The organism is Acinetobacter sp. (assembly GCF_039596015.1).
Taxonomy (GTDB): Bacteria; Pseudomonadota; Gammaproteobacteria; order Pseudomonadales; family Moraxellaceae; genus Acinetobacter.
The window spans coordinates 368221-388339 of the sequence record NZ_JBCNKN010000002.1 but is presented as its reverse complement, the minus strand read 5'-3'; the positions used below and the strand labels follow the sequence as shown (position 1 = coordinate 388339).

Annotated in this window: 16 protein-coding genes; 10 read left to right on the top strand and 6 right to left on the bottom strand. The window is 40.9% G+C overall.

Annotation, left to right across the window (positions count from 1 at the left end):
• Nucleotides 1-140 precede the first annotated feature (140 nt).
• The 3 genes from ffh (at nucleotide 141) to ABDV70_RS03520 (ending at nucleotide 2946) form a co-directional block, all read left to right on the top strand.
• Entirely contained in the window at nucleotides 141-1550 is a 1410-nt protein-coding gene (ffh, locus tag ABDV70_RS03530) for a signal recognition particle protein (protein ID WP_343595441.1), read from the top strand.
• A 61-nt stretch (nucleotides 1551-1611) separates the two neighbouring features.
• The gene (locus ABDV70_RS03525; protein WP_343595440.1) at nucleotides 1612-2001 is read left to right on the top strand and encodes a tautomerase family protein; all 390 of its coding nucleotides are present in this window, start codon (nucleotides 1612-1614) and stop codon (nucleotides 1999-2001) included.
• A gap of 186 nt (nucleotides 2002-2187) precedes the next feature.
• Nucleotides 2188-2946: an SDR family NAD(P)-dependent oxidoreductase gene (locus tag ABDV70_RS03520; protein ID WP_343595438.1), complete on the top strand. Its 759-nt coding sequence runs from the start codon at nucleotides 2188-2190 to the stop codon at nucleotides 2944-2946.
• Nucleotides 2947-3091: 145 nt separating this feature from the next.
• Here ABDV70_RS03520 and ABDV70_RS03515 read toward each other — a convergent pair whose 3' ends face one another.
• On the bottom strand, nucleotides 3092-3817 hold the full coding sequence (locus ABDV70_RS03515) for a type III pantothenate kinase (protein WP_343595436.1): 726 nt from the start codon (nucleotides 3815-3817) through the stop codon (nucleotides 3092-3094).
• 5 nt (nucleotides 3818-3822) lie between these two features.
• Complete coding sequence (locus ABDV70_RS03510) at nucleotides 3823-4584, bottom strand: biotin--[acetyl-CoA-carboxylase] ligase (RefSeq protein WP_343595435.1); 762 nt, start codon at nucleotides 4582-4584, stop codon at nucleotides 3823-3825.
• A gap of 30 nt (nucleotides 4585-4614) precedes the next feature.
• Here ABDV70_RS03510 and ABDV70_RS03505 point away from each other — a divergent pair, with 30 nt between their 5' ends.
• Nucleotides 4615-5418 carry a sulfite exporter TauE/SafE family protein gene (locus ABDV70_RS03505; protein ID WP_343595433.1) on the top strand — a complete coding sequence of 268 codons (804 nt, stop codon included), beginning with the start codon at nucleotides 4615-4617 and terminating at the stop codon, nucleotides 5416-5418.
• Nucleotides 5419-5650: 232 nt separating this feature from the next.
• Here the strand turns inward: ABDV70_RS03505 and ABDV70_RS03500 are convergent, their stop codons facing one another.
• Together ABDV70_RS03500 and aspT are read right to left on the bottom strand one after the other, a co-directional pair.
• Nucleotides 5651-7249, bottom strand: coding sequence for a bifunctional aspartate transaminase/aspartate 4-decarboxylase (locus ABDV70_RS03500; protein ID WP_343595431.1), 1599 nt, complete (start codon nucleotides 7247-7249; stop codon nucleotides 5651-5653).
• Between the two features lie 54 nt (nucleotides 7250-7303).
• Nucleotides 7304-8989: an aspartate-alanine antiporter gene (gene aspT, locus ABDV70_RS03495; protein WP_343595495.1), complete on the bottom strand. Its 1686-nt coding sequence runs from the start codon at nucleotides 8987-8989 to the stop codon at nucleotides 7304-7306.
• Between the two features lie 410 nt (nucleotides 8990-9399).
• Here aspT and ABDV70_RS03490 point away from each other — a divergent pair, with 410 nt between their 5' ends.
• The 6 genes from ABDV70_RS03490 (at nucleotide 9400) to ABDV70_RS03465 (ending at nucleotide 18405) form a co-directional block, all read left to right on the top strand.
• Complete coding sequence (locus tag ABDV70_RS03490; RefSeq protein ID WP_343595429.1) at nucleotides 9400-9939, top strand: MepB family protein; 540 nt, start codon at nucleotides 9400-9402, stop codon at nucleotides 9937-9939.
• Nucleotides 9940-10261: 322 nt separating this feature from the next.
• Nucleotides 10262-13714, top strand: a complete 3453-nt coding sequence (gene smc, locus ABDV70_RS03485; protein WP_343595427.1) for a chromosome segregation protein SMC — start codon at nucleotides 10262-10264, stop codon at nucleotides 13712-13714.
• Between the two features lies 1 nt (nucleotide 13715).
• A complete protein-coding gene (locus tag ABDV70_RS03480; RefSeq protein ID WP_343595425.1) occupies nucleotides 13716-14714 on the top strand; it encodes a cell division protein ZipA C-terminal FtsZ-binding domain-containing protein in 999 nt (332 codons plus the stop codon).
• Between the two features lie 73 nt (nucleotides 14715-14787).
• Entirely contained in the window at nucleotides 14788-16821 is a 2034-nt protein-coding gene (ligA, locus tag ABDV70_RS03475) for an NAD-dependent DNA ligase LigA (RefSeq protein ID WP_343595494.1), read from the top strand.
• Nucleotides 16822-17064: 243 nt separating this feature from the next.
• Complete coding sequence (gene bfr / locus ABDV70_RS03470; protein WP_343595424.1) at nucleotides 17065-17529, top strand: bacterioferritin; 465 nt, start codon at nucleotides 17065-17067, stop codon at nucleotides 17527-17529.
• A gap of 465 nt (nucleotides 17530-17994) precedes the next feature.
• Complete coding sequence (locus ABDV70_RS03465) at nucleotides 17995-18405, top strand: hypothetical protein (protein WP_343595423.1); 411 nt, start codon at nucleotides 17995-17997, stop codon at nucleotides 18403-18405.
• Here the strand turns inward: ABDV70_RS03465 and ABDV70_RS03460 are convergent.
• Nucleotides 18371-18802 carry a PaaI family thioesterase gene (locus tag ABDV70_RS03460; protein WP_343595492.1) on the bottom strand — a complete coding sequence of 144 codons (432 nt, stop codon included), beginning with the start codon at nucleotides 18800-18802 and terminating at the stop codon, nucleotides 18371-18373. The genes ABDV70_RS03465 and ABDV70_RS03460 overlap by 35 nt on opposite strands.
• 33 nt (nucleotides 18803-18835) lie before the next feature.
• Complete coding sequence (locus tag ABDV70_RS03455; protein WP_343595422.1) at nucleotides 18836-20086, bottom strand: OprD family porin; 1251 nt, start codon at nucleotides 20084-20086, stop codon at nucleotides 18836-18838.
• Nucleotides 20087-20119 lie beyond the last annotated feature (33 nt).

Here is a 20119-nt window from a genome sequence, read left to right as displayed (position 1 = left end):
AACCTTTGTTGGAGTAATGAATATTCATGCTATGCGATATAATTTCGAAGTGAACTCAAGTATCCTATAGCATTATATGCATAAATTTTCTATTTTTAAGAAAGATTTTTTGCAACAGGCCATTTTAAGCGGAATTTGCAATGTTTGATACCTTAACAGAACGACTCACGCAGAGTTTAAGAAATGTTACCGGCACAGGACAACTGACCGAAGATAATATTAAAGATACCTTACGTGAAGTACGTATGGCACTTTTAGAGGCGGATGTTGCCTTACCTGTCACTCGTGAATTTATTGCGAAGGTTAAGGAACAGGCATTAGGTCAAGAAGTTTTAACACAGCTTTCACCAGGACAAGCGTTTGTTAAAATTGTTCATGATGAACTCACCAAAATGATGGGTGAGGCGAATGAGAGTCTAGACCTTGCTGCAAAACCGCCTGTTGTTGTACTTCTTGCAGGCTTACAGGGTGCGGGTAAAACCACCACAGCTGCGAAACTTGCACGTTTTTTAAGTGAACGTCAAAAGAAAAAAGTCATGACAGTCTCTGCTGACGTATATCGTCCTGCGGCGATTAAACAGCTTGAAACTGTGTCTGGCGAAGTCGGTGCAGAGTTTATTCCATCTAGCGCAGACGAAAAACCAATTGATATTGTCAATCGTGCCATCGAACAAGCAAAAATTAAATTTGCGGATGTATTGATTGTCGATACGGCTGGTCGTTTGCATGTCGATGAAGACATGATGGATGAAATTAAAGCTTTGCATGCTGCGGTAAAACCAACTGAAACCTTGTTCGTGGTCGATGCCATGACAGGTCAAGATGCGGCAAACACGGCCAAAGCCTTTAACGATGCGTTGGCATTAACAGGGGTGATCCTGACCAAAACCGATGGTGATGCACGTGGTGGGGCTGCGTTGTCTGTTCGTGCGATTACAGGTAAGCCAATTAAATTTTTAGGAATGGGTGAAAAGCTCGATGCGCTTGAACCATTCCACCCAGAGCGTGTTGCACAACGTATTTTGGGTATGGGTGACGTACTTTCTTTGGTCGAAGAAGTTGAACGCAAAATCGACAAAGAAAAAGCCGAAAAAATGGCGAAAAAATTGCAAAAAGGCGGAACCTTCAACTTTGAAGATATGCTAATGCAGTTTGAGCAAATGAATAAAATGGGCGGCATGATGGGCTTCTTGGACAAGTTGCCGGGCATGAGCAATGCAGGTTTACAACAAGCCATTGAACAAGCCAACCCAGAAAAACAAATTAAAAAGATGGAAGCGATTATTCAATCGATGACCATTAAAGAACGCCGTAACCCAGACTTGATGAACCCAAGCCGTAAAAAACGGATTGCGTCAGGTTGTGGTATGGATGTTGCCGAAGTCAATAAACTGATCAAACAACATTCACAAATGGCAAAAATGATGAAAAAATTTGCGAATCCATCGGGTTTAGGCAAAATGATGCGTTCATTGGGCGGCTTGCAGAAACAATTTGGTGGTGGCGGTGGTATGGGGCCTCTATTTGGCAACAGCGACCAGAAAAAATAAGATGTTTAAGCGCTTGGAGTACAAGCGCTTTTTTATGCGGCTTTATAAATGGGGGCAGCAAATGTCACAAATAAAAATTTATGGATTAAATACCACGATAAAACAACACCGAGAAAAACTTTCAATCGCTATCCATCAGGCATTGGTAGAAGCACTGGATTATCCTGTCGATAAAAAATTTCAACGATTTATTGGTTTAGACTCAGAAAATTTCATTTACCCCGAAGATCGGACTGAGCAGTATTTGATTATTGAAATTTCGATGTTTGAAGGGCGTAGTTCAGTTGCCAAAAAGAAGCTAATTCATCTGATCTTTGAATATATTGAGCAGGCATGTGGTATTGCTGCGCATAGTGTCGAAATCACGATTTTTGAAACTCCAAAAGAAAACTGGGGCATACGTGGCATGGTCGCAAGTGAGTTGCAATTAAACTATAAAGTTGAGATTTAAGCCTACTCAAATCTTACTGCATTTGCTCTTACAAAATGGAAACAGTCCGCATTTTAACCTTGCTGTACTGTATTTTTAATAAAAACTGTATCTGTTTTGCCACAATAAAATTCTCTATTTTGAAATATATCATGACTTTGTTGATACAGATAAAGTTTGGTTGCACACTCAACAACGGAGATAAATATGTTAGCGCTCGTTACAGGGGCATCGTCAGGTTTTGGTTCTTCTATTGCACAAAAACTGGTTGAGTTAGGCTATAACGTGATTGGAATGGCAAGACGGGAAGAGCATCTTAATGCGCTGCAACAACAACTTGGAGAACGGTTTTTGCCGTTGGTATTTGATATTACCGATACGGCAGAACATTTAGCAGCAGCATTGTCAGACCTACCTGAAGCATTTGATATTCGTCAGATTGATGTTTTGGTGAATAATGCAGGATTAGCACTTGGTTTAGAGCCAGCAGATCAAGCCAAACTAGAAGATTGGTATACGATGGTTGATACCAATATTAAAGGGTTGCTGACGGTGACGCATGCGATGTTGCCGTATATGGTTGCCAAAAAATCGGGCCTAGTCATCAATATCGGATCGATTGCAGGCACATATCCTTACCCTGGTGGCAACGTCTATGGTGCGACCAAAGCCTTTGTGAAACAGTTTAGTTTAAACCTTCGGGCTGACCTTGCGGGGACGAGCGTTCGGGTATGTAACATTGAACCGGGACTTTGTGGTGGAACAGAATTTTCTCTGGTTCGTTTTAAAGGCGATGAAGAAAAAGTCAAAAGTTTATACGACAAGAAAAATCCGATTTTACCCGAAGATATTGCCAACACGGTGGCTTGGGTTACATCACAACCTGCACATATTAATATCAACCGTATTGAGATGATGCCAACCTCACAGTCATTTAATCCTTTAAAAGTGGTCGAAGCTGAATGATGTTTTATAGGAAATTAAAATATTGAAATCATTAAATTTCGACACTTTGATTTTGATATGACAACTATTCTTTGGGCGAATCATATCCAGCCTTGTTTGTGTGATGGGCACGGACAAGACAGGTGTTTGGCCATATAAAGACAAATTACAGATATGCGGTGTAATGTTGTAAGCCTTTTAACAGTAAATCTGCTTCCACTTTGGGTTGATAGGCCTCTAAATGTCGTGCAAAAAGTGCAGCATCGCCCCCTGTTAAAATGAGTTGCCGTGGTGATTGCTGCATGATTTTTTCAACAGTACTGATTAGTCCAAGCAAAACGCCATGATGCACACCATCGACTGTATTTCGTCCGGGAGTTAGCTGGTCAAAAGCAGAATCAGGGATTTGAATGCCTTTAGTGTTTTGAATCAGAGAATCTCGCTGTAGATATAAATTAGGTAAAATATAGCCACCTAAATGCTGCATACCCTCGGTTAAGTCAATGGTCAACGCTGTGCCACAGCCGACAATACATAGGTTTTGTTCAGGTTGAGCTACTGCTAACACCTGTAGCCAACGGTCTATTCCTAATTGTTTGGGATTATCGTAGCCACAGATTAAGCCTGCATATTCAGCATGAACCTGTGCAATGGACACAGGGGCTTGTAGGCGCTGCAAAATTTTGCTGATGCGTTGATTATTTTTTGCATCTAGAACAGACGAAATTCCGATTTTTTCAATCTTCATTTCTTGAAAAAAATGGATTAACCCGAGCAATAAATCGGCAGGGGATTGCAGGTGTAATTCAGCCCCATGTTGGATAATTTGCTCATTTTGGGTAATCCAGTATTTCAGGCGTGTGTTACCAAGGTCTAGCCATAATTGACGCATCAAACTCACTCCTGTTCGCTGCTAAGGCGCAAACGACCTTGGTAAAAAGGGGAGATACCTTGCTCGGTTTCGATGACGACAGCTCCATCGTTTTGAATACCTAACAGTGTGCCTGTGACCGTGCCTTGCAAATGTTCAAATTCAATTTTTTGATCTTTAAACATAGCCACATGGTTAAAGCGTTGTGCAAGGTTGAAACTGCCATGATTAAACCATTGACCTGCTTGCTGAATAGCAGTGTACATTTGGGCAATCAGTCCAAGGCGTGTGGTGTTTTGCAAGCCTAAATCTTCAAGTGAGGTGGTTTTCTGGTCAAGCTGTTGTAACTCGGGGAGAGACTTTAAATTAATGCCAACCCCAACAATTGCCTGATGGGTAGAAAGTGGCTCGACTAAAATACCGCCCCATTTGCCTTGTAAGCTGTAGAGATCATTCGGCCATTTGATATACAGTTGCAAGTCTTGTAATGCAGGCATGTGAATCAGGTTCAGCGCAACTTCAAGTGCAAGACGACCATCTAATGCTGTTGTGGTGTTGAGCAGGGTACTGAAATAGATATTGCCTTGGGGAGAAACCCATTGTCGTTCCCGTTGCCCTCGCCCTTGGGTTTGAGTTTCGCTACAGACCAATGCTGTTGAAATACCCTGTGCTGCCAGTGTGCGAATATCATCGTTGGTTGAGGTGGTACTTTGTTTTAATAAAATCACATCTGGGATACATTGTGCTTGCTCAAGGTATTGATGTAATTGGCGGGTTTGGGCGTCCATATTTTTGAATAAGTGTTAGGAAAACATAACATGGAGTTAATCATATATTTATTGATTGGTGCAATTGCAGGTTTTACTGCGGGCTTATTTGGTGTGGGTGGTGGGCTAATTATTGTCCCTATTCTTTATATCGTGTTTACACAGCAGCATTATGCGCCCGATCTTATTATGCATCTGGCACTAGGGACATCACTTGCAACCATTATGGTGACTTCTGTAAGTTCAATTATGGCACATCATAAAAGAGGGGCGGTACTGTGGTCAGTGGTGGCACATCTTGCTCCTGGACTGGTCATAGGCTCTTTTTTAGGTGCAGGAATAGCAGATGTGCTTTCAGGGCATAGTTTGCAGTTGATTATTGGTATTTTTGCGATTTGGGTGGCATCCCGTATGTTTCTGGGGGCAAATACCGTGGTGGATACCTCAAAACATTTGCCTTCTACAACACACCAAACACTAGCAGGCGGGGTGATTGGCATTGCTTCTGCAATTTTTGGGATTGGTGGTGGCTCACTAACGGTTCCATATTTAAACCATTATGGTGTGGTGATGCAAAAGGCAGTAGCAACCTCGGCAGCGTGTGGTTTTCCGATTGCTGTAGCAGGCGCACTAGGGTTCATTTTCTTTGGGCACCAGCAACATGTCTCGGTTCCACATACGTGGGGATATGTCCATCTCTATGCTTTTTTAGGCATTAGTTGCATGAGTTTTCTAACTGCAAAACTGGGGGCGAAGGTCGCGCATGCAGTGTCACCTGCGGTATTGAAAAAATGCTTCAGTGCTTTGCTATGCAGTATTGGCAGTTATTTTATTTATCAGGGGATTTTTCATTAGAAAAGACAGTTATTGACTGTGAAATCGGGATAAAAATTTGAAGAAAATGAATATTTGATTTGGTCATGATTCTTATATTTTTTAAATATTTATGTTGTTTAAAGTGAATGAAATACTGATTTTGAAGGCATCTGAAAATCAGAGTAAATCTCTAATTTTCAGATGATGATAGATTAAGTTATACAGCGATATTGAGTTTTAGAATTGAAGAAAAATAGAGGAAATAACGGCTCTATTTTTTCTTGGTGAATTCTAAATATTCTTGATAGGATTCGTCGGCAAAGCGTTTTAACGAATGTCCAATCGCAGCATATTGATATTCATTTAAATTTGCTAAAGACGCACGAGCCGAAGGATGTTCCACACCAAAACCTGAACCCGGCAAAAGGACAACCCCGATTTCATCTGCAATACGGAAAAGCAATTCAGTTGGATTCTTATTTTTCATAATCCAATCTGCAAAATCATCCCCATATAACTGACGTGATGTATCTTCTAAATTTACTAAAGTATAGTAATCAACCGAGTTTGGATCTTGAGGTAAATCAATTCCAAGCTGGCGATACAGTGCTTTGTTGCGTTCACGAACAACCGATTTAACGGCTTTTTTATAATTTTGGCATGAATCCATCATATTAAATAATGAGAACAACACCATTTGTACTTGCTGAGGGGTAGACAAGCCCGCAGTATGATTTAAGGCAACATTACGGCTATCGGCCACAATGCGGTCAATAAATTTGATCTTTTCTGGCTCGGTTGTGAGTGATCCATAGCGTTTTTTTAAATCCGCTTTATCTTGCGTTGAAAGATCTGCAATTTTTTGGTCAATGACATTGTCTTTACTGAGCGCAATTGTGCCTAAACGCCAGCCTGTTGCGCCAAAGTATTTAGAAAATGAATACACTAAAATAGTGTTTTTGGGACAAACTGCAAAAATTGATTTGAAGTTGTCTGCGAATGTACCGTAAACGTCATCGGTTAAAATGATCAAGTCAGGGCGTTTTTTGACAATATCTGCCAATATTGCCAAACCTTCATCGCTCATTTTTACTGAAGGAGGATTGCTTGGGTTGACCAGAAAGAATGCTTTAATTGATGGATCTTCAAGTTTACGCAATTCTGATTCAGGATATTGCCATCCTATGTTCGGATCGGCATGAATCAGAACTTCTTTTAGCTGGTAGTCATTTAGTTCTGGGATTTCTAAATATGGTGTAAAAACAGGGGCGCCAATGGCAATTTTATCGCCATAATCAATGATTTTATTTTCTTTTAATGAGTTAAAGATATACGCCATTGCAGCAGTACCGCCTTCAACAGCAAAAAGATCTAAGGTGCTTTTCGACATTCCTTGTACGCCCATTTCACGTAAAATATATTCTTTTACAATGGACTCGCTAATAGATAGCATTCGGTCTGGAACAGGGTAATTACACCCTAAAATACCTTCGACCATTTCAAGTAAAAAAGCATCGGCATCTAAGCCAAGTTGGTCACGTACATACGAGATGGCTTTTCCTAGAAAGAGAACCCCAGGTTTGTCACGGTTTTCAAGCACAAAGTTGTCAAATCGTTGTTGTAGTCCAACTGGGCGGGGGAACCCACCTAAACCTTCAGGCATATAAGAAAAAGAAAATTCTGATTCGGTCGCTGAAAATAAACCTAACTGAAAAAAAGCACGGCGTGGAACTGTTGCAAGAAAATTAGGATTACCCCGTCCTGCGTTTAACATCATTCTATCTGTTTTACTTTGTGCTAAAGCAATCAGATTATCTTTTAATTCGAATGGACTAAGTTTTGCGTATTTTGAATAATCGACGTTTGACATGCGGAAAAACTCCTTAATTATTGTACATCGTTTAAAATTTATATCGCCCAGTGATTAGACTAAACCGACAATGACTGGGCCGAGTAAAGTGAGGAATACGTTTGCCAATGCATAAGTAATGGCAAAGGGAACGGTTGGAATGGAGTTACCCGCTTTATCTAGAATGGCACCAAAAGCAGGGTTTGCGCTACGCGCGCCAGATAGCGCCCCAGTAAAGGCTGCAACATTGTTATATCGAAGCACATAACGTCCAAACAGCATGGTTAAAATCAGGGGAACAAGAGTGACAACCACACCGATTAAAAATAATGACAAACCACTGTCTTTAACGGTTTGAATTGCCTGTAAACCAGACTGTAACCCTACGGCAGCCACGAAACCCGCCAGTCCGAGATCTTTTAAGAGTTGGGATGCTGCCAAAGGCATATTGCCATGCAGTTGGTCACGACTTCTGAACCAGCCAAAAACCAAACCTGAAAGAAGCGCGCCACCGCCTGCACCCAAAGTGAGAGGAACACCGCCCAAACGAACAACGATCAGGCCAATGGCTAAACCAATTGCAATACCTGCGCCATGAAAAATCCAGTCTGTTTTTAAGCTTTCTGGAAGGGCTTGACCTGCTTCTTTAATGACTCGTTTTAAGTCACTTTGAGTACCATAAACAGTAATCACATCATCACGATGGAGAACATAGTCGTCCGTCAATGTGACCGATTCACTATTTCGTTTCACCCCTAAAATATAAATACCGTGTCTTAAATAAGGGGGCGTACTCGCTTTTAAATCACCTAAAGTTCGATTGATATATTTGGTATTTTTCAGGATAACGTCGGTCGTTTCCATGATTAATTCCATACCACTCGATAACTGTAGCTCTTTACCAATCTGGTCTGTGCTTGCGACCACATTTGCATGGCGACCAACAACAAGAACAATATCATTGGTTTGTAAAGTCAGATCTGCGCTGATATCGAGCAGACGGTCATTACGTTTTACTTTTTCAATCGTAATACTGGCGATTTGAGATTCTAAATCTTGAATCGTTTTCCCATTGGCCTGCTTAACCTGATAAATACGACTCACAATCTCTGGCATTGCCATTTCTTGTCCAGGTGCAAGTTCAATGGCGCCTTTTAGAAGTTCAGATTGTGCCTTGATTGCATCATCGCGAATTTCTCGCCCCATAAATTTAGGTAAGATATTCACACAAACAATAATTGCACCCAGTGAACCAAAGACGTATGTTACCGCATAGCCAATGGCGACATTGGCCTGTAGTTTTTGGATTTCTGCCAAGGGTAAGTTTAAACGGGATAAGGCATCGCCTGCCGTGCCGATAATCGCTGATTGTGTCATGCCGCCAGCGGCTAAGCCTGCTGCCAAGCCTTTATCAAGATGGAATATTCTGGCCATAACAAGCACGGTTACTAAACCGCAAACAGCCATGAATATTGCAAGCAAAATTTCTTTAATCGAACTTGGACCGAGGGATTTGAAAAACTGTGGCCCACTTTCGAAACCTACTGCATAAATAAATAATGCAAATAGAATAGATTTAACACCATTGTCGACAGAAACACCGATTAAGCTGAGTAGCACCGCCACAAGTAATGAACCCGCAACACCGCCGAGTTGGAACTTACCGATTTGGAATTTACCAATCCAGGAACCAATTGCAATTGATAAAAACAGCAGAATTTCAGGACTATGTTTTAATATGCTTTGCAGCCATTCCATTATTTCTAACCTCTCAATTTATCTGATTATTTAATTTAAGGGTTGTTGAAATTTTTGATCTTTATGAGGGATGTTTTGAATCAAGTAAAAAGTTATTTCCCATGCGCATAATGGTACAAAAAAAACACTACAATTCGTTGAATATATACATTTGAATAACAATATTATTTAACTATATAATATGTAAAGATAAAATATTTTGAAATTGTAGTTTTGATGGAAAAATAATAAATTCCTTATGAAATTGGACATAGTTTTTTATTGATAGCTGCCAAATTTTCGGTGCGAAAGTTGGTACATGCCTGATCATCTGCGATATAAAAATGCTTTATATTTTATGATGTAATATGGGAAGTTATTTTGATCAGAGGATGTTTCATTAGAAAAGATCATGATTTTTTATAAAGGTTAGAATGAAAAATTTAAATAAAATTGACAATGAATTATCTGAGAGTGGTTTTGATGCATTTAAAATATTTTTGAATCAGATCATCGAGGCGCTTGGGTTTGGAGGGGTTCATAATATTTGCATTGATCGTGGTGCAAAAGAATATCACGGCTTAATATTTGAGTATCATCATAAAAAGTATATTTTTAGACAGGCGAAAATAACACCCACCAAAGTTGGACAATTTATCACGCTTTGGAAAAGAGAGACGCCAACTTCGGATATTGCACCTTTTTCAGTGAACGATGGAATTGATGGTGTCATCATTGCGAATTTTGATGAAAATCGAAAAGGATATTTTATATTTGATCAAGCACAACTTGAGGAAAGAGGTATTTTTACCAAGAATGAAGTGGAAGGGAAACGGGCAATACGCGTTTATGCACCGTGGGTAAAAACGGTTGCGAAACAGGCTGTACAAACACAAAAATGGCAAATTTTAAACTTTGTAGAACTTGGACAAAACGACATGATGCTTCAAAAAGCCCAAGCACTTTTGACCTGAGTTTTAAATAAATGTGTATTGTATAGGTGTTAAAGGGCCAAGAATATTTGGTTTCTAGGGCGATATTGAGAGCGATGAATAAGCATTAAAATGATAAGAAAATGCCTATGAATTTGTTCTAGCATGGATGAAGTCGAACAACTGTTTATATTTTGAGCCGAAAATTGCAACAAGCTACTTTATTTATGTTCGTTTTTTACCGACACTTGCGGCTTGTGTTTTTAAGCAATTTCTTACACGTCGTTTAAAGAAAATCAGAACCTCGATTTGAGGTTGGGTTGAAGAAAACAATGCGACTTGTGGTTCACTCAGTTAGGACATTATGCGTTTAAGCAGTTTAAAACTTTCAGGCTTTAAATCTTTTGCCGATAGTACTACTTTACATTTTAAAGCCAATCGTAGTGCGATTGTGGGGCCAAATGGCTGTGGAAAATCCAATGTCATCGATGCTGTACGTTGGGTGATGGGCGAGTCAAATGCTCGTCAGTTACGTGGTGGCAATATGCAGGATGTTATTTTTACAGGTACGGCCAAACGTAAACCTGTGGGAGTGGCCAGTGTTGAATTGCGTTTTGAAAACACCTATGGAAAATTAGGCGGTGCTTATAATGCCTATAATGAACTTTCTGTGCGTCGTCAGGTCACACGTGAAGGAAAGTCTGAATATTTTTTAAATGGTACTCGTTGCCGCCGCCGTGATATTACCGACATTTTTTTAGGTACGGGTCTTGGGCCACGTTCGTATGCCATTATTGAACAAGGCATGATTAACCGTCTGGTCGATGCCAAGCCTGAAGATATGCGGGTTTATATTGAAGAAGCGGCTGGAATTTCACGTTATCAGGCACGTCGTCGTGAAACTTTGCAGCATTTGGAACATACCACACAAAATTTATCTCGTTTAGAAGACATTGCACATGAACTGAATGGACAATTAAAAACGCTTAAACGCCAAGCTGAAACTGCAATTCAGTATAAAGAACTCGAAACCCAAATCTATACGTTAAAAGTTGAAATTTTGTCTTTTCAATGCCAGCAAAGCACCCAGTTGCAGCAGGAATATCATGTGCAGATGGACACTTTGGGTGAACAGTTTAAGTTGGTTCGTTCTGAACTCACCACGCTTGAACACGATTTAACTTCAACCAATGATTTGTTTCAACGCCTGATTCAGCAGTCTTCGCCATTACAGCTTGAGTGGCAAACTGCCGAGAAAAAACGTGCTGAATTAGAGATGATGCTGCAACAAAAACAAGCCTTGTTACAGCAAAACAGTGGTCAATTGACCCAGTTTATTGAGCAGAAACAACACAATAAAGAACGTCTGCAACTGATCGAAATTCAGTTGGATGATCTGCTAGAGCAACAGGAACAATTGCAACAGCAAGTTCAGCAATATGAATCTGAAAATCAGCAAGATTTGCAACAAAGTGGCGATTTAAAAGTTCAATATCAACAAGCACAACAAGCATTTGAAAAAATGAGAGTGCAGGTTGAACAACAGCGTCAGAAACATGCCAATTTATTGTCACAAACAGAGCAATTACAGAAAAATCTGTTACGTCTGGAACATCAAAAAGAAACTTTGCAGGCACAGCAGCAACAGGTGAATACACAGGTTGAAGATGAGCAGATTCAGGATTTGTTGCAACATCAACAACAAGGGCAGCAACAGTTAAGCCAAATTGAACAACAACTGGCTGACTCTGAGGTACAGCGAGAGATTAAGCAACAGCAGTTGCTTGAAATGCAGCAGCAACGTACCGAAGTTCAGTCACAGATTCAAATTTTGCAGCGTGAGCAAAAGAATTTACAACAGCTTATGGCGCAGCAGTTGCCAACAGATCGGCAGCCGATTTTACAGTTATTGCAAGTATTACAGCTTGACCCGCAGGGCAAACCACATGCGGAACTGGTGGAAAAATTCTTGGCGAAATGGCTTTCGGCCGCCATGCTGGAATCCTCCATGTCATTTCAGACTGCACAGGCACGACAGGTCAAAGTCGCATCGACAACGATAAATAATGAAGTCGTTGGACTGCCGAGTTTGGCAACATGGATTGCTGAACCACAACTTTCACTGTGGCAACATGTGGCGATTGCACCGAGTCTGGACTATGCTTTGGCGCTACAAGCCGAGTTGGCAACAGGGCAAAGTATTTTAACTTTGGATGGTTACCACGTTGGGCAGGATTGGGTAGTCGGCCTGCTCTATGACGAAAGCAGTCAGGCAGCACAAGGCGCATTAAGCCATCAGGTTCGTCTGGATGAAATTGTACAAGAATTAATACCGCTACAGCAGCAATTAACGCAGTTTGTTCAGCAAATTTCGGATTGCGAACGAGAGCTACACCTTTGTCAGCAGCAACAGCAACAATTAAAACAACAGTTGAAAGAACAGCAGCAACAGCAACAGCAGCTTGATGTTCAAATTGTGAAAACGCAAAGTACCCATCAGGCATTTGCTGTACAGCAGCAACAACTGACACAGCAATTACAACAACTTGCCGAGCAGCTTGAAGAAGATGCCATGCAAAAAGATGATCTGGAAATTGATCTGCATGCAGCGCAGTTAAAGCTAGATCAGTGGTTACCTGAACATAAACAGTTGCAAACCAAAGTTGAAACGCTTGAAATTCATGTGATGGCGCAGCAAGAAAAGCAACAATTTAGCCAACAGCATTTAGATGAAAACCGTCAGCAGTTGTCACAGGTGAATCAGAAAATTGAGTTGTTGCAAAAAGACCAAAGCTTTTTCACGACGCAGCAGCAACAGCTACAGCAGCAAATTGGGCTGGCTCAAAATTTTGTAGATCCTATTCAGCTTGAATTACCGCATTTATCGAGCCAGTTAGACACACAAACACAATTGACCGAAAAACTTGAGCAACAGTGGAGCCAGTGGCAAGCTGAGTTAAATAGTGTGCAAGAGCGTCAGCAGCAGTTCACCTCAAAACGTCATGAATACCAACAGCAAGATGAGCAATTACGCGCTGAACTTGAACAAAAACGACTGGCTTGGCAAGCGGCAAAGTCTGATTTAGAGCATTACACCGCACAATTGGCTGAACTGGAGGCAAAAAAATTGCCAGAGGTTCAAATTGATCTGGCACAGCATCAGCAACGCTTACAGACTGCCCAACAAAAATTTGCCAAACTGGGCGCGGTGAACTTGGCTGCCTCGGAAGAGTATCAGGATATTTCGGCACGCCATGCAGAATTGACACATCAAATGCAGGATTTGGAAAATACCGTTGAACAATTGCAACAGGCAATGAAGAGTATTGACCAAGAAACCAAAAAACTGTTTATGACCACATTTGACCAGATCAATGCTGAATTAAAAGACTTATTTCCAAAAGTGTTTAATGGTGGCGAAGCCAGTTTAAGTTTAGAAGATGACTGGCAATCTGGTGTGAAACTCATGGCGCGACCACCGGGTAAACGTAACAGTTCATTGGCACTTTTATCAGGTGGAGAAAAAGCACTGACTGCATTGGCATTAGTTTTTGCAATTTTCCGTTTGAATCCTGCGCCATTTTGTGTTTTAGATGAGGTGGATGCTCCTTTGGATGATGCCAATGTGCAACGGTTCTGTAATTTGGTAAAAGAACTTTCAGAACAGGTGCAATTCATTTACATTACACATAATAAGCTTGCAATGACGATGGCAACCGATTTACTAGGTGTAACCATGCCTGAACCGGGTGCATCGAAACTTGTCACTGTGAATTTAGAAGAAGCGAAAGAATACGGGTTAGTAGCGGAGTCATAAGATGGAAATCTCGACCATTGCGGGTATTGTTGTCGCGGTGATCATTATTGTATTTGGTATCGTTTTATTATTTAGAAAGCCAAAAGAATATGTACCGTCATTAGAATCAGAATTACATATTAACCCTGAAACGAATCAGCCAGTTATTCCACGGTTTGTTCGGGATCAACTGATTCAGGTTCAGCAAGAACCTGAGTCTGTGGTAGAACAAGCGAAGCCACATGTTGAAGATGTAGATCAAGATAAAGACAAAGCCGAAATGCTCAGCACTGCTGAACCTTTGGCTAAAGATGTGGCAATACCAGTTGCAACTGAAGCACAACCAGCAAGTGCAGAGCAACCTGCCGCTGAACAGGTTGAAACAGTATCAGCGGCAGATACAGCAGAAGCATCTCAGGAAGATGTTGCCAAAGATGCAGAAGCAACTGCTTCGGTCAAACCAGCGCCTGAGCTGCGTTTAAACCCCGAAATTGAAACAGCAGAAATTGCAGCGTTTGAAGATGAAAGTTCAATTCTGGATATTCATTTACACGAACAGCAACGCTACGATGATGAAAGTGCATTATCCAATGCCGAATACATTATTGCTTTAAACGTATTTCCGAACCCGCGTAAAGTTTTATCTGGTGATAAAGCGCTGAAAGTGTTGCTTAAATACGGTTTACGTTTTGGTGAGCTTTCTTGTTTTCATCGTTATGAAAAAACTGAAGAGCCAAGTCCGCTGATGTTTTCTGTGTTGCGTATGACCGATGAAGGACCTTCAGGTTTTGACCTTGAAACCTTGTCTGCTGAACAAGTGCAAGGTTTGTCGTTCTTCTTGGCATTGCCTACACCGCATGCACAAACTGGCTTTGACATGATGGTGAGTATTGCAGGCTTAATTGCGCGAGATATTGACGGTAAAGTGTTTGATGAAAATAACTGTGAACTTACGCAACAGTTAAAAGAACATTGGCGCCATCAGGTGATTGACTATAAATCACAGGCAGCATCGGCTTAATTTTTAAAAATTTGATTGTTTAAACATCTAGGGCGGAGCAGATCCGCCTTTTTATATGGCGAAATTGATTATGGTGGAAACAAAGGCTGTTGTGGCACAAATGCGACAACTGATTCAAATCATTGCAAAGCACAACCATGCCTATTATGTCATGGATCAGCCTAGCATTGCCGATAGCGAATATGACCAACTTTTTCATCAACTCAAAGCCTTAGAACAGCAGCATCCCGACTTGGTGCAACAGGATACACCGACGCAGCGAGTAGGTGGCAAGGCCTTGTCAAAGTTTGAAACAGTGACCCATGCTGTCCCGATGCTGTCCTTGGGGAATGTGTTTAATCAGGAAGATTTATTTGCCTTTGCCCGCCGTGTTGAGGAACGCTTGCCTAATCAGGCGGTACAATATGATGTTGAATTAAAACTAGATGGTCTGGCGATTTCACTGTGGTATGAAAATGGCGTTTTGGTTCGTGGTGTGACCCGTGGTGATGGTGAAACAGGCGAAGACATTACTCAAAATGTGAAAACGATTCGTAATTTGCCAAAAGTTTTATTAAGCGATCAAATCGAAATACCTGCATTGCTTGAAGTTCGTGGTGAAGTCCTGATTCCAAAATCAGGCTTTGAGCGTTTAAATGCAGAACAAGAAACCAAGGGCGAAAAAACTTTTGCCAATCCGCGTAATGCTGCCGCAGGAAGTTTAAGACAGTTAGACCCTGAAATTGCAGCATCACGTCCTTTGGCGTTTTATGCGTATGGAATTGCCCAATGTGAGCCAAATCATGGTTTGACGACCATGCATGACAGTTTACACTGGCTGACAAAACTGGGTTTTGAAATTGCTGAACGTCAGTTCTTGTGTAAATCGATTCAAGAAGTACAACAAAAATATGAATTGATTCAGCAACAACGTCCTGACTTATCGGTTGAAATTGATGGCATGGTGATAAAGGTTGATGACTTAAAACAGCAGCAACAGCTCGGATTTTTAAGTCGTGAACCGCGTTGGGCAACGGCATATAAGTTTCCTGCAGAAATTGCGTTGACCACAGTTGAAAATATTGACTGGCAAGTGGGACGTACTGGCATTTTAACCCCTGTTGCACGTTTAAAACCTGTATCGGTAGGTGGTGTAACCGTATCGAATGTCACGCTACACAACATTGGTGAAATTCACCGTTTAGATATTCATATTAAAGATCAGGTCAGTATTTATCGTAGTGGCGATGTAATTCCTAAAGTGGAACGGGTCTGGGCAGCAGTTCGTCCTCAAGACGCGATACAAGTTTATTTACCAGAAAAATGCCCTGTCTGTGATTCGCCTGTGGTGATGCCAGAAGGGGAAGCTTTGGCACGTTGTTCGGGTGGTTTGTATTGCGCAGCGCAACGTATCGAGGCGATTCGTCATTTTGTTTCACGTAAAGCCATGGACATTGAAGGTTTGGGTGATCGGTGGGCTGAATCTTTATTACATTTGAACTTATTGAATGATGTTTCTGATATTTACCAATTGCATCAGCATCGAGAAACTTTGCTCGGTATTGAAAAAATGGGTGAAAAATCGGTTCAAAACCTGATTGATGCCATTGAGGGCAGCAAAAAAACCACATTTGCACGTTTTATTTATGCGTTGGGAATTCGTGGCGTGGGTGAAACCACAGCACGGATGTTAGCCACGACCTTCCAAACCCTAGATGCCTTGCGTCAGGCCAATATGGATGATTTGAAAAAAACGCCTGATGTTGGGGATATTACCGCAGAATGGATTGTGGACTTCTTCCAGGCGACACATAACATTGAAGTGGTTGATCGGTTACGGGCAGCAGGGATTCATTGGGATGCACCAACAGCTCCAACACGTCAGCCACTCAATGGTGAAAGCTGGGTGCTTACAGGTACATTGGCACATTTAACCCGAGATCAGGCGACACAAATGTTACAGGCATTAGGCGCACGAGTCAGTGGTAGTGTTTCAAGTAAAACTAAGTGTGTTGTTGCTGGCGAAAAAGCAGGCTCTAAACTGGAAAAAGCTGAAAAATTGGGTATTAGCGTCATTTCTGAAGAGGCGTTTATTGCATTGATGGCTGACTATGGACAAGCCATTTAATGCTACCCAATATGTTTGGTTACAAATCCATTTAGCTCCTTTTTTGAGTTAAATTGATGTATACGGAAGCCTTTAAATTTACTTAAAGGCTTCTTTTTTATTTAAAAAAGCCACAAAACTTAATTGCTAATGGGTATGTTTCTCATTTTAATTTGATAAAAATCATGTACTTAATAAAATATAATTTTTGCAAAACAGTCAAAAAAACAGCATAATAATCCCATCAGAAACAGGAGAAGAATTATGCGTGGTAATCCAGAGGTCATTGACTATCTCAATATGTTGATCGGTGGCGAACTGGCTGCTCGTGATCAATATCTGATTCATTCTCGTATGTATGAAGATTGGGGACTCAGTAAAATCTACGAACGTATTGATCATGAAATGCAAGAAGAAGCAGCCCATGCCGATGCGATTATTCGTCGTGTATTGTTCCTTGAAGGCACACCAAATATGAACCGTGAAGACATTGAAGTCGGTACGGATGTTGTGAGCTGTTTAAAAGCGGATTTGGCACTTGAATATCATGTGCGTGAAAAATTAGCGCAAGGCATTAAGTTGTGTGAAGAAAAAGGTGACTTTATTAGCCGTGATATGTTGCGCAAGCAATTGGCTGACACTGAAGAAGACCATACTTATTGGCTAGAAAAACAGATCCGTTTAATCGAGTTAATGGGACTTCAAAATTACATCCAGTCTCAAATCTAATTTAAACGCTAAAAAGCAAGGCAGTATTTCAACATACTGCCTTTTTTATTGCCGTATAAAAAAAACAAGACGCATATAAAAAATCGTAAAGAAGCACTTTTGAAGGGTTGGCCTTCAGTTTATGATTTTTGTCCGATGTATGAATGATGTGATTAAAAATGTTATACATCAGGATGATAGATTGAGCATACAATATTCTGATTCAGATATTTTTCTGAGTAGCATGAAACAGGCAAGAATGGTACCTGAAGTTAAAATGCAACAAAAACTGGCGCAAGGACAGTCAGGGAACGCTTAGGGACTTTTGAATAGGCAAAGTGCCGTGCGCGTTTGCCTGAGATTTGGATGAGAAAATTGAAATCCAAGAGCAATCCATTTTAAAAGAAATTGAATGTAACTTTAACTGTAAAAAGCAGTATGGTTATATCATGAACATATAACAGGCAGAAAATAGGTGGTTTAAAAATGGACAGTAATAATAACAGCAGTAAAAAAGCCGATAAACCAGCAGTACAGTGGTTGAATAAGCCAGAGGATCATGATTATCCTGCTGCGGCTTCGTATTTGAATCTTATTTTGGACAGCGATAGCGTCAAGAAACTGACTGCGGATTTGCAAGATGCCAAAGTGGTGACATTTAAATCTAAAGATTTATTACGTGCAGCACAGTTACCATTACTTGATGAACATAATTATCATGTGGCGCATGATCTGAGCAAAATTAACCAAAATAAGTCGTTATCGCCTTTGTTATTGGTGCGGGATACGAAACTGCGACGTTTAATCATAGCCGATGGTTATCATCGACTATGTGCAGTGTATTTATATGATGAAGATACACTTATTCCGTGCCAGATTGTTTCGTTGAATGGATAACCTCAGGGGTTGAGTGAGGCAATACCATAAAGTTGGCAGTACTTCGTGCAATGAGTTTTTGCTGTTGCCATGCAGTACTTTCAATATTTAACACGGTATTGCCTTGTTTAATAAAACGGCATTTGGTGATCACTTCTCCTACATGGCATGGACGAAAAAAGTCGGTATTGAGGTTAATGGTTGTTGCCGCTTTACCCTGATTGGCAAGGACTGAAAACAACCCCATGACATCATCTAGCATGGCACAGATCATGCCGCCTTCAATGGTGCCACGTGGATTGGTAAAGCTTTCCAGCGCCAAATAGCGAATTCCAAGTTCGCAGGTGTCGGCATTCCACTGAATATCATGACCGCCAAGTAAATGGTGAATTGGGGGTAAGTTGTTTAAAATATCCATAGCAGTTTTGTCCATGATCTTGTTAGCCAAGCGTTATTTAAATTTCCATGTGTAGTCAATATTAATACGAGTTTCATTGGCAGGTTTAATATTGGCTTTGGCTGACATATTGTTGTCATACATGGCATAACGCGCACGGAGTCCCAAATTTTTTAACCAGCCTGTTTGAATGGTATAGCCGATATCAAAATCGGTTTCGTGTTCTTTCATGTGTGTGCCACCTAAGTTGGGTGCATAAATATCACGTCCCATCGTGTAGCGGGTCATAAAACGTAACCCTGGAACATAGTTTTTAAAATCGTATTCATAGCGGAAGCTATAGACTTTTTCTTTCGGATTTAAAAATTCTGCTGGCCATGTATCGATTAGTAAACCTGTTTCGCCCCCTGTCAAATACGGAAATGCGGTGCTGCCAAAATGATGAAACGTACTGAATATAAATTTATGGTTTTGGTGTTTAAGTTCAAAATTTGAATGGTATAAGTCGTTATCTACAAGTCCTGCTTTTGCCTGACCGTCTTTTCGGCTGCGATAATACCGTAGCTGAGAGTTCAGACTGGTTTGATCTGAAAATTTATATAGATAGCTTGCACCCACCATCGTTTGTTGATAGAGGTTGTTGACACTCATATAAAAGGCAGTCAGCTTGACAGGAGGCATCAACTGATAGTAGCCACCTACATAATACAGCCCATTGGTTTCAGCCGATTTAAAGCGACCATTGACCCCAGAAATCCGCATATTTTCATAGTTGGTTGAATCGCGCTGGTTGACCTGATTAATATAAGCTGCCTGAATGTTTAGATCCTGAATGTCTTTTGAATCTAATGAAACGCCTCGATAGGTTTGTGGTAGCAAGCGCGCAGGGGATGCGACCAGCACAGGCGTCATTGGCAGTAATGTACCCACTCTCATTTCAGTTTGGCTGACTTTTACTTTCCCTGTTACGCCGATTTCACCGTAAGAATCTGCCGGTTTATTGGTCACAGGGTCACGAGGTAAGTTGCCTGTACCTGCATATTTTGCATCGGCACTGAGTTTAAAGCCTGCTGTTGCTAAAACATCAACACCAAAGCCAATGGTTCCTTCGGTATAGCCCGAGTTTGCCTTGAAAATAAAACCTTGTGTCCAGTCTTTTGCTGCGGGATAAGCAGATTGTTCCTGAAAATCCCGATCAAAATAATAATTTCGTGTGGTGAGTTCAATTGTGGTTTTGTCGATAAAATCTCCAGCAAATGCAGAGCTAGAGAGTATTAGTGTTGAGTAGATCCATGGTTTGTACATTATTTTTCATCCTGAAAAATGAGAATCTGCTGA